Source organism: Clostridium sp. BIOML-A1 (assembly GCF_009874105.1).
GTDB lineage: Bacteria > Bacillota > Clostridia > Lachnospirales > Lachnospiraceae > Coprococcus.
Window position 1 is genome coordinate 37155 of sequence record NZ_WWTL01000018.1, and the last position, 11034, is coordinate 48188.

10 protein-coding genes are annotated in these 11034 nt (G+C 44.3%); all 10 read right to left on the bottom strand.

Annotation, left to right across the window (positions count from 1 at the left end; translation table 11 throughout):
• Positions 1–57 precede the first annotated feature (57 nt).
• Entirely contained in the window at positions 58–1428 is a 1371-nt protein-coding gene (locus tag GT641_RS12365; protein ID WP_161117695.1) for a V-type ATP synthase subunit B, read from the bottom strand.
• Between the two features lie 4 nt (positions 1429–1432).
• On the bottom strand, positions 1433–3196 hold the full coding sequence (locus GT641_RS12370; RefSeq protein ID WP_161117696.1) for a V-type ATP synthase subunit A: 1764 nt from the start codon (positions 3194–3196) through the stop codon (positions 1433–1435).
• A 21-nt stretch (positions 3197–3217) separates the two neighbouring features.
• Positions 3218–3538 (bottom strand): V-type ATP synthase subunit F, encoded by a 321-nt coding sequence (locus GT641_RS12375; RefSeq protein WP_021944905.1) that lies wholly within the window; start codon positions 3536–3538, stop codon positions 3218–3220.
• Entirely contained in the window at positions 3531–4502 is a 972-nt protein-coding gene (locus GT641_RS12380; RefSeq protein ID WP_008402617.1) for a V-type ATPase subunit, read from the bottom strand. Before GT641_RS12380 ends, GT641_RS12375 begins: the two co-directional genes overlap by 8 nt.
• A gap of 13 nt (positions 4503–4515) precedes the next feature.
• Positions 4516–5109 (bottom strand): V-type ATP synthase subunit E family protein, encoded by a 594-nt coding sequence (locus tag GT641_RS12385; protein WP_161117697.1) that lies wholly within the window; start codon positions 5107–5109, stop codon positions 4516–4518.
• A gap of 51 nt (positions 5110–5160) precedes the next feature.
• Positions 5161–5634 carry a V-type ATP synthase subunit K gene (locus GT641_RS12390; protein WP_008402619.1) on the bottom strand — a complete coding sequence of 158 codons (474 nt, stop codon included), beginning with the start codon at positions 5632–5634 and terminating at the stop codon, positions 5161–5163.
• 5 nt (positions 5635–5639) lie between these two features.
• Entirely contained in the window at positions 5640–7688 is a 2049-nt protein-coding gene (locus GT641_RS12395) for a V-type ATP synthase subunit I (protein WP_161117698.1), read from the bottom strand.
• 38 nt (positions 7689–7726) lie between these two features.
• Positions 7727–8035, bottom strand: a complete 309-nt coding sequence (locus GT641_RS12400; protein WP_204986402.1) for a hypothetical protein — start codon at positions 8033–8035, stop codon at positions 7727–7729.
• An 848-nt stretch (positions 8036–8883) separates the two neighbouring features.
• On the bottom strand, positions 8884–9312 hold the full coding sequence (gene rpiB / locus GT641_RS12405; protein ID WP_021944910.1) for a ribose 5-phosphate isomerase B: 429 nt from the start codon (positions 9310–9312) through the stop codon (positions 8884–8886).
• A gap of 414 nt (positions 9313–9726) precedes the next feature.
• Positions 9727–10770, bottom strand: a complete 1044-nt coding sequence (locus tag GT641_RS12410; RefSeq protein ID WP_173788488.1) for an L-threonylcarbamoyladenylate synthase — start codon at positions 10768–10770, stop codon at positions 9727–9729.
• Positions 10771–11034: the final 264 nt, after the last annotated feature.

An 11034-nucleotide genomic window follows, 5' to 3' on the forward strand; every position in this document is an offset into this window, starting at 1 on the left:
CGTCTGCTATGAGCAAGCTCAAGCATCCCATTTGCAAGTCTACTCACGCGCTTCTCGTTACTTTCCATAATACATATCTAACCACTTATCATCGATACGTTTCAGTTCTGCACGAGGCAGGATCGATAACAGCTTCCAGCCGATGTTTAATGTCTCTTCGATACTTCTGTCTGTCTCATAACCCTGAGATACATATTCCTTTTCAAATGCTTCTGCAAACTTTGCATATAAAATATCGATATCCGACAATGCTGATTCACCAAGGATCGTCATAAGCTCCTTCGCATCCTTACCACGGGAATATGCCGCAAATAACTGGTTCATGGTGCTGGAATGATCTCCTCTTGTCTTTCCCTCACCGGTACCCTTATCCTTCAGACGTGACAGGGATGGAAGTACATCGATCGGTGGTGTTATGCCCTTTCTGTAAAGCTCACGGCTTAAAATGATCTGTCCCTCTGTGATATATCCTGTTAAGTCAGGAATTGGATGTGTCTTATCATCCTCAGGCATGGTAAGGATCGGGATCATTGTGATACTACCGTTCTTGCCACGCTGTCTTCCTGCTCTTTCATATAAGGTTGCAAGGTCTGTATACATGTATCCGGGATATCCACGACGACCCGGAACCTCTTTTCGGGCTGCAGATACTTCTCGTAACGCATCTGCATAGTTTGTGATATCCGTCAGGATAACCAGTACATGCATGTTCTTTTCAAATGCAAGATATTCCGCAGCGGTCAGTGCCATACGAGGGGTAGCGATACGCTCAACCGCAGGGTCATTTGCAAGGTTGATGAACAGTACAGTTCTGTCGATCGCGCCTGTCTCCTTGAAGCTCTCCGTGAAGAAGTTCGCTTCTTCGAAGGTGATACCCATAGCTGCAAATACTACGGCGAATGGTTCATCTGTTCCACGTACCTTAGCCTGTCTTGCGATCTGGGCTGCTAGCTTCGAATGTGGAAGTCCTGATGCTGAGAAGATCGGCAGCTTCTGTCCTCTTACCAGTGTATTTAATCCATCAATAGCAGAGATACCTGTCTGGATAAATTCCGATGGGTAATTTCTGGCTGCCGGATTCATTGGCAGACCATTGATATCTCTTCTCTCCTCTGGAAGGATATCCGGTCCTTTATCGATTGGTCTTCCCAGTCCGTCAAATACACGGCCAAGCATATCTTCTGATACGCCAAGCTCCATGCTTCGTCCAAGGAATCTTACTTTACTGTTTGAAAGGTTAATACCTGTTGAATTCTCAAATAACTGTACCAGTGCATCTTCACCATTGATCTCAAGAACCTTGCATCGTCTGACTTCGCCGCTTGCAAGCTCGATCTCACCAAGTTCATCATAGGTGACATTTTCTACACCATGTACCAGCATCAGAGGTCCTGCAACTTCCTGTATGGTTCTATATTCTTTTGGCATGTGCTTAGTCCTCCTTTGCTATGGCTGCTTCCAGTTCCTGATGAAGTGCCTTTATGATCTTGTCATATTCTGCTTCCACATCTTCCGGATGTGTATATTTGAAACGTCCGATCTTCTCACGAACCTCCATGTTCAGAATATTCTTTATAGTTGCACCACTCTTCAAGGCCTCTGATGATTCCTCATAGAATGCCAGCACAAGTTCCATCATGCGGAACTGCTTATCCAGTGGTGTGTAGGTGTCGATCTCATGGAATGAGTTCTGATGCAGGAAGTCCTCACGGATAGATCTGGCTGCTTCCATCTTCAGACGGTCGCCTGCAGATAAGGCATCCATACCAACCATCTTAACGATCTCATCCAGCTCTGCTTCTTCCTGTAATAATGTCATAAGCTTCTGACGATCTTCCATCCAGTGCTCATTGACATTTTCCTCAAACCATTTTCCCATGTTATCTACATACAACGAATAACTGGTCAGCCAGTTGATCGCCGGGAAATGTCTCTTGTAAGCCAGTGCGGAATCCAGTCCCCAGAATACCTTAACGATACGAAGGGTTGCCTGTGATACCGGCTCTGAAATATCACCACCGGGAGGTGATACGGCTCCGATTACGGATAAGGCTCCGGTTCTTCCTTCCGAACCAAGTGTCTTAACCATACCGGCACGCTCATAGAACTGTGCCAGACGGCTTCCTAGATATGCAGGATAACCTTCCTCACCGGGCATCTCCTGTAAACGTCCTGACATTTCTCGAAGTGCTTCTGCCCATCTGGAAGTAGAGTCAGCCATCAGCGCAACGGAATATCCCATATCACGGAAATATTCTGCGATCGTAATACCGGTGTAAATAGAAGCCTCTCTGGCTGCAACCGGCATATCCGATGTATTTGCGATCAGAACGGTTCTCTCCATCAGGGAGTATCCTGTCTTCGGATCCTTCAGTTCAGGGAACTCGTTTAATACATCTGTCATCTCGTTTCCACGTTCACCACATCCGATGTATACAACGATATCGGCTTCTGCCCATTTTGCAAGCTGATGCTGGATAACGGTCTTTCCACTACCGAATGGTCCGGGAACTGCTGCTACACCACCCTTTGCGATTGGGAAGAATGCATCGACAACTCGCTGTCCTGTGATAAGCGGCATAACCGGCGGAATCTTCTCTGCATAAGGACGACCCTTACGAACCGGCCATTTCTGCATCAGTGTCAGTTCCTTATCACCCTTTGCTGTCTCAATCACACATACAGTCTCTTCTACTGTGAAATCTCCGCTCTTGATCTCTTTTACAGTTCCTTCTATACCATATGGAACCATGATCTTCTGAGTTACGACAACTGTCTCCTGTACGGTTCCGATCACATCTCCGGCCTCTACCTTGTCCCCTGCCTTAACGCATGGAACAAATGGCCATTTGATATCTCTCTTTAATGATGGAACTTCAACGCCTCGCTGCAAATTATTTCCACAGATTTTCATGATATCATCCAGAGGTCTCTGGATACCGTCATAGATACTGCTGATCAGTCCCGGTCCAAGTTCTACGGACAGCGGCATTCCGGTTGACTCTACCGGTGCACCCGGTCCAAGTCCTGATGTCTCTTCGTAAACCTGAACAGATGCCTGATCTCCATGCATCTCTATGATCTCGCCGATCAGTCGGCTCTCACTTACTCTGACAACGTCATACATATTCGCGTCACGCATTCCCTCTGCGATAACAAGAGGTCCTGCAACTTTTTTTATCTTACCTGTTGCCACGTTTTCTGGTCACGCTCCTTCCTAGTTTCCACTGAACAGAATGTCCGAACCGACTGCCTGTTCTACGGATTTCTTTACTCCATTTATACCCGCGGATGTATTACCGGAAACTCCTGGGATCAGGATGATCGCCGGAAGCATCTGCGTCTTATATCTCTCTATCTCTTTCTTGATCTGCTCTGCCATGCTCTCTGTTACATAGATAACGGCATATCCACTTTCTGCCAGTCTTCTGAGCTGTGTACTGCCCTGTTCTGCATCGGATACCGGGAAGGTCTCAAGTCCCAGAGTCGCAAAGCCATAGATGCTGTCATATTCACCTAATACTGCAATTCTATACATACATTTCCCTTACCCTTTCCCTGATTGCATCATCCGGCAGATGATTTAACTTTCCGGTCAGGATGATCCTGACTGTCTTAATCTCATTCTGCCTTGCAAGTACATAAGCAACAAGTGGTCCAATCGTAAATGAATTATATTTCTGTGGCCGGATCGCCTCTATGATCCGGTTGTCGCACCAACGTTCAAATGCGGATGAACTGTCTGATAATGCCGCAGCTCCACCGGAATACGGTGTTTCTTCCAGATATTTGATCACATCCGGCATGCCGGAAAGTGCTGCCCGCATCAGCCGTTCCACATTGAGCGTCTGACATTCCTCCATCGCACGTCTCATAAAATCCAGTCCTTTTTCTGTCTTTACAGAACGGACTGCGATCTTGATATTTGCAACTGCCACAACTGTCTCTGCATATTCTTTTAATAATGCATCTCCATTCTTCTCCGCTGCCGCAAGCATTGCTCGCATGGCTGCCCGATCGATGATAACATCACACATCTGACCATCTCCGGTATGCACCAGACACTCATATGCCTCTAACGCGCATTCCCGCATAGATTCCGGTAATGACTGGAAATCTTTATTTTTAATGATCTCGACTAATGCTTCACCCGAAACAGATGCATTGTCATAAAATACATTTGCCTGAACTTCTCCGTCTACAACGGTTTTGATCGCTGCCTTCAGATTATGAAAACTATCCTGGATCAACAATACGTCAAATACTGTCTGATCGGATACCATCTCCTTGACCAGTGTCCATGTTTTTTCCAGTTCCCTGTTCAAAATGGTCTCTGCATCCTGCACTCCGGCTTCTGTATCACCCCAGCCTTTTTCACCTAAGAACTGAAGGCAGTCCGCATATGTTTTCTGGGCGATCAACTGCTCGATCACAGCCTGTGAAAACAGGGACATCTCAAGTGCCCGGATCCTGGCAACAGCATATATATATTTGTCTGCCATTTTTCTACCTCCCTTATGTGAATAACAGGGAATTTAATTTGTCTGCCATTTCTTCTTTCTGCGCATGGAACATGGCAGCTAATGAACAATTCTCCTCGATACCGCCATAGATCAGGATAAATCCTCCGTCTATATCACTGGCTTTATCTGCGAGCGTCAAATCTCCTCCATGTGCTTTTGCTATCTCTGATACCCGTTTTGCAAATCCTGCCGGAAGCCGCTCCATATCTTTGGCTGAGAAGCTGATCTGTCCACTCTTCGGCTGTACTGCATTTCCGATCATACGCTCCATCATATGGAAATATCTGTCAACTTCCATATCGATCATTCCGTTATAGGCTTTACCTATCACTTCATTGATGATCTCCTGCTTTGCCTTTAAGACTGTCTGGCGTTTCTTCAGGTCGGCAGAGGATTTTGCCCTTGCCTTTCCGTCCGATTTTACATGGCTGACCTTTTCAGCCGAACCCGCCTTGATCTTATCTGCTTCCACCTTTGCATCTTCTATAATCTGATCTGCCTTTTTCTGTGCATCTTCAAGGATCATATCGGATTGAGTGTTTGCTTCTTCCAGAATCTGTTCAACGATCTTCTCTAATCCTGTCATACAAATCCTCCTGTACTACTTGTTCAATCATGTTTCAAATCTGCGCCTGTTTTATACCGGTACACCATTAATTGCAAGAATTGATACGAGCAGAGCAAGGATCGCATATGTCTCTACCATTGCAGGGAAAAGCATTGCTTTACCGAACTGATCCGGTTTCTTTGCTACAATACCAACTGCTGATACAGCGGTTTTTCCCTGATGCATAGCGGATACAAGACCAACTAATGCGATTGGAAGACATGCTGCAAGGATCAGTAATCCGGTCGCTGTTGAAAGCTCTGCAGGAGCACCATTTAAAATACCGATCTTTGATAAAGCGATGAATCCTACCAGCAGTCCATAGATACCCTGTGTACCGGGAAGAAGCTGGATGATAAGAACCTTTGCGAATTTGCTTGGATCTTCACTTACTACACCTGATGCAGCCTGACCTGCGATACCTACACCATAAGCAGATCCCATACCTGCCAAAATAACTGCTAATGCAGCTCCTGTTAAAGCTAAAACTGTACCCATTGTCATATTGATTATTCCTCCTTAATTTCCGTTTTACAGGTTTTCATGCCTGCATTCCCTATATCTATATATTTTGTATTTTCTTTAAATGGATGGAACGCTTCTCCGCCACCCTCATAAAACTTACCAAAGAATTCTACATACTGAAGTCGGCATGTATGAACATAAGCACCTAACATATTGATCGCAAGGTTAAATGTATGTCCGATGATGAATACCAGAATGAATACGATCGCGCCCAATATTCCATCTCCTACCATACTTCCCATCTGGTTGATAACCTGTGCGATAACACCGGTCGCAAGTCCCAGTGCAAGCAGTCTGGAATAAGATAACAGATCAGACAGCCAGCCTGTGATATTGTAAATATCATACAAACCAAGTGCCAGTCGGAGCACCGGATTCTTATGACTTCTGCCGGACATCACAACGATGATCGCTGCACCTAAGATCGTAATGACATAGCTGAAGGTCTTAAGTCCATCTGAAAAATGGAAGCTTACCTGTGCGATCGATGCAAATAAACTGGTTGGCATCAGCATCAGTACCAGACCGATGATGAGCAGATACCAGGATATAACATCTGAGAAGAAGCCTACAAAATCTTTCTTCTTTAAACACATATAACCTTTTAACGCCAAACCGCCGAACAGATGGATCAATCCAAATAACAGGGAGAAGATCAGCATCTTCATCGGGTTGTCAAGCGGTGCAAACCATACCGGTGCGATCGTGATCTCATGATGGAAGAAGGTTCGTGATACGACTGCTACCACATCTCCAAAATATCCTCCAAACAAGATACCCCATATCAATGTCGATATACCGCAATATTCAAATAATGTCAGCGACTTCTTCATGCCATCTCCCATCTTCGGGAACTTCCGAAGCAGGATGAAACATGCAAGGAATATAATAAGTCCATATGCCGCATCCGATAACATCAATCCGAAAAAGAATACATAGAATAAACTCATCGGTGTCGTCGGATCCATCTCGCCTCTGGCAGGAAGTCCATAGGATTCCAGGATTCCTTCTGCCGATGCAAATGGCATCTTATTACTTAACTGTACCGGTGCCGGTTCATCCTCAGGTATCTCGCCGGTCTCCACCATCAGCACGAAATTCTGATTCAGTTCTTCTTTTACCTTTTCCTCATCCCGTTCCAGCACATAACCGGTTATGATAAATGTACTGTTCGACTGAAGCAAGGTTCCAAGCACCTGATATTTCTCAGCTCTGATCTTGTAATAATCGGATAAGGTCTTAAGTGCCTGCCTGTTTTCTGCAAATCCGGCAATCTGTTTTTTCAGATCCTCGATCTCATCCTCATACCCCTCTATCGTGAGTCGGTATTTCTTGATCTTATTCTCCGGCGTCCGTTTTGAAAAATACGACATCCGGGTAAATCCTTCTGCCCTTAAGGCTTCTTCCAGTCTTTCCGTCTCTGTTTTCAAACATACCACAAATATACATGTCTGATCTTTATCAGAAGATATCACCGTGATCTCATGAGCTGATAACTCCGGCTGCCTTTTTGCAACCAGTTCTTCTATCATATTCTCTGTAAGACCGGGTCCTAAGCTTCCCATGATCACATCTGTATGTTCGGTTCCGGTCGTATTGATCGGAACATCCATATTGATCCACGGTTTCAGTCCATCGATCGCAAGCTGACATTTGGCAATCTCTGCTTTGCAGTTTCCAATCTTCTTATCCTTTTCCCGGATCTTCTGCACAATCATATTATAATCATGCCGATTCTCAACAATATCTTTATATACAGAATCGTCTACATCAGCTTTGCCTGCAAGTGCCTGCAGCATCGATGTCTTTTCCGGTGCATATCTGCCAAGGATCTCTAAAGCTTCGTCGGTATTCTGGACTCGTTTTTCATATTTGGAACGCTGACTGGTTGTGTTGATCTTCTTAAATACATCCGTCTCATCCCCACCGGCCCGGATCTCCAAAGCTCCCATGGACTGGAGTTTCTCCAATATGGCTTTTCTGTCTTTCTTCATGGCGCATATGTCAATCTTTTTTATAGCCAATACCGCCATAATGATTACCTCCCTTCTGCATCCTGATATTCAAGCATTTACAATAGCTGCTTGATCACAAGCTCTACGGCTTCACCCTCTCGCTCGGATGCACGTTTTTTTAAGGAAGCAATCTCGTCGGATGCTTCTTTCAAAGCTTTTTCTGCAAGATCAGTTTCCAGTTTCTTCTGGTCGACCGCGATAGCCGCCATATCTGTTTTAGAACCTGCATTTGCATCTACGATCATCGCATTTGCCTTTTCCTTTGCTTCCGCCTGAATTGCTTCTGCTTTTTTACCGGCTTCTTTTACGATCTCGGCTGCCTTTGCTTCTGCATCTTCTAATGTCTTCATGGCTTCCTGTAGCATAATTTCTCCCTCCGTAATTATTAATCTCGGCATGAAATGCCGCTCTGCTAATATTTTATTATGTTAGTGTGCTCTTTTCAAGCAATATTTATCTTCTTTTATAGATTTTTCATCAAAAGGTCATGAAATTTTACGGGTTTTTAAGGCATTTTTGACAAACAATACAAACTGTCAAATTTAGTTTAACCATTTTTCACGTCATTTTGCACAATTTTAAGGTAAAAATACAAAGACCGGATGAGGGCATCTATATCTTTATTTCGCAGAACACTCTCGCTCTGTTTTACACGTAGCGGTTCTAAGCTCACTGCTTACGCAGTTCACTAAGTACCGACGTGTAAAAATGTCTGCTACATAAAATATAGATGCCCTCATCCGGTCTTTTGTATTTTTATTCTACCACATTACCAGTATCAACTCGCCTGTCGGCTCAAACAAGCACTCACATTTGCTGGTATATGCAGTTCATATCGAAATCCTCGATAATATCTTCTGACTGCGGTCTTATTATATGGTTGTTGTTATTTTACATACATTAAATCCCAATGCAAAAAACATCATCTATCAGGGCAGGATATATATACCTTTATTTCGCAGAACACTTTCGTTCTGTTTCACACGTAACGGTTCTAAGCTCACTGCTTACACAGTTCACTAAGTACCGACGTGTGAAAAGGTCTGCTACATAAAGTATATACATTCCACCCTGATAGATGATGTTTTTCTTACTACTTATAATCTTCTATAAATTACATATCCCTTATCCGCAAATGTTCCAGTGCTAACTCGCCTGTCGGCCCAGACCGGCACTCACATTTGCTGGCATATGCAGTTTATAGTATTTTTCCTTACTCTTCAATCATCTTGATTCTTCTGATATGACGTTCGTCATTTGAGAATGGTGTGTCAAGGAAGGTGTCAACAATCTTGAGTGCCAGTCCCGGTCCGGTTACACGGGCACCCATTGCAAGGATATTGGCATCGTTATGCTCTCTTGTCGCCTGTGCACTGAAGCAATCGCCACAAAGTGCCGCACGGATTCCCGGTACTTTATTTGCTGTAATAGAGATTCCGATTCCTGTTCCGCAGATCAGGATTCCTCGCTCACATTCTCCGTCTGCTACTGCATGTGCAACTTTCTTTGCATATACCGGATAATCAACGGATTCCTCGCTGTAGCATCCGTAATTCTTGTATTCCAGTCCTCTTTCTTCCAGATGCTTGATCACATCCTGCATTAATCCGTATCCACCATGGTCACATCCAAGTGCTATCATATTCTTTGTCCTGCCTTTCTTGTTTTCAAAATCTTTTCGGTTGGTTGTCACCCAACCCGTTTTTTCTATGTTAACTTTTTTCATTATATCATGATTCGCACCTTTGGTGCTTACCGTTGCTTCGCAACTATCATGATCCAATTCGTCGTTCACCAATCATGCAAGCATGTTGGTTCTCTTGCACTCATTATATCGTGAGCATAGCTCACTCAATGCATTCCGTAAAATCAGCATCCTTGCAAGCAAATAATTTTGCATTCATTATATCATGTGCTTCGCACATTCTATGCATTCCGCAAAATCAACATCCTTGCGAGCAAATAATTTTGCGTTCATTATATCATGTGCTTCGCACATTCTATGCATTCCGCAAAATCAGCATCCTTGCGAGCAAATAATTTTGCGTTCATTATATCACACCGATATAATTCTATGTCCTGCTGCTTTGATCAGTCGGTTCATGATCGCATATCCCATATCACCTTCCCGGAAGGATTCACTGTAAATATAGTCTGCGCCGATATCATCACACAAACGAAGCAGCCGGTACAGGGATGAAGATACCGTAATTTCATTCTTTTTGCTTCCCGCATCAAGGACATTTTCACAGGAATATAAATCCGTATTTTCTGTATCACACAGAACTGCCGTCTTATATCCTTCTGCCTGCTTACAAGCAACCAGCTCTGCAATCTTTGCGGCAACCTTTTCCCGCTCACCCTCTACGATCGTGAGTTTTCCCTTCGGTGCATAATGTGTGTATTTCATACCCGGAGCTTTTGGTCTGACCTTCATATCCACGCTTTCCAGTGCCGGATCGATCATGACATCTCCTAAGATATTCTTGATCATATCCGCTGAGATATAACCCGGACGTAAAATTGTCGGACGATCGCCTGTCACATCTACGATCGTGGACTCAATTCCGATTCCAACCGGTCCGCCATCTAAGATCATATCAATCCTGCCGGACAGATCTTCCTCTACATGTGCTGCTGTTGTCGGTGATGGTCTTCCGGACAGATTTGCACTCGGTGCTGCAATATACACACCTGAATCTTTGATCAGCTTCATAGCTGCCGGATGTGATGGCATACGAATCGCTACCGTTTCCAAACCGCCGGTTGTCTCATGCGGTACAATGTCTTTCTTTTTGAAAATGATCGTCAGTGGCCCCGGCCAGAACGCTTCCATCAGCATCTGTGCCTGTGTGGATACCTCTGCCGCCAACTCCCATACACTTGCCGTATCAGCAATATGTACGATCAACGGATTATCCGATGGTCTTCCCTTGGCACTGTAAATTTTTTCGGATGCCTTTGGATTTAACGCATCTCCACCTAGTCCATATACGGTTTCTGTTGGAAATGCAACCAGTCCACCACTTTTTAATATATCCGAAGCCTTCCGGAATAATTCTTCGTTTTCCAGATCAGCTTTCGCTACTATGGTTTTCATTTTAATTACCAGCCTTACCTGTATAGTCAGGCACATCGCCTGCCAGTCTCATTTTAGCCTTATCCCCTCACAGTGTCAACCTGTGAAAAAGAGCTTCCCGAATCATGGGTATAATCTCTATATTCTCACACTTATACCCTCTATTATATGCTACCATTGGGTATCGCACCTGTTTTTTCGTCTTCATTGCAGTAGTCAACAAAAAGTAGACACATATTTTTAGTTTCTACACATCGCTTAGCAGGCATAGTACTCCCTATACTG